Below are 493 nucleotides of genomic sequence, written 5' to 3' on the forward strand. Positions count from 1 at the left end.
GATCCAACCGGAGCTCTGGACCATGTTTTTCGATGGGTCGCTGATGAAGACAGGAGCCGGCGCGGGCCTGCTCTTCGTCTCGCCCCTCGGGAAACACCTGCACTACGTGCTCCGCCTCCATTTCCCGGCGTCCAACGACGTGGCTGAGTACGAGGCTCTGGACAACGGGTTGTGCATCGCCATCGAGCTAGGGGTTCGACGCCTCGACGCTCGCGGTGACTCGCAGCTCATCATCGACCAAGTCATGAAGAACTCCCACTGCCGCGACCCGAAGATGGAGGCCTACTGTGACGGAACCTCCCAAGTAATTAGGCCCACCTACAGTTGTCCTTGTCCAACGGACCTCAGACAACCCTATAGGTGCCCCTGAACTACTTGACAAGTTCGGTATCTTTCCTTACCTTTCCAGGAACGTTTTACCCGTCATGCAGACATTACATCACAACACCGGAGTAGAGAAATAGCGGAAGCAGATTACAATAACTTAACTCAC

General features: G+C 55.4%; 1 protein-coding gene. It reads left to right on the forward strand.

Annotated features, from left to right (window positions below; genetic code table 11):
• Positions 1 to 370, forward strand: a 370-nt coding sequence (locus B1728_RS35500) for a ribonuclease HI family protein (RefSeq protein ID WP_218672336.1), incomplete at its 5' end; no start/stop codon positions are given.
• Positions 371 to 493: the final 123 nt, after the last annotated feature.

The organism is Paenibacillus sp. 32352 (genome assembly GCF_002042965.1).
GTDB lineage: Bacteria > Bacillota > Bacilli > Paenibacillales > NBRC-103111 > Paenibacillus_S > Paenibacillus_S vulneris.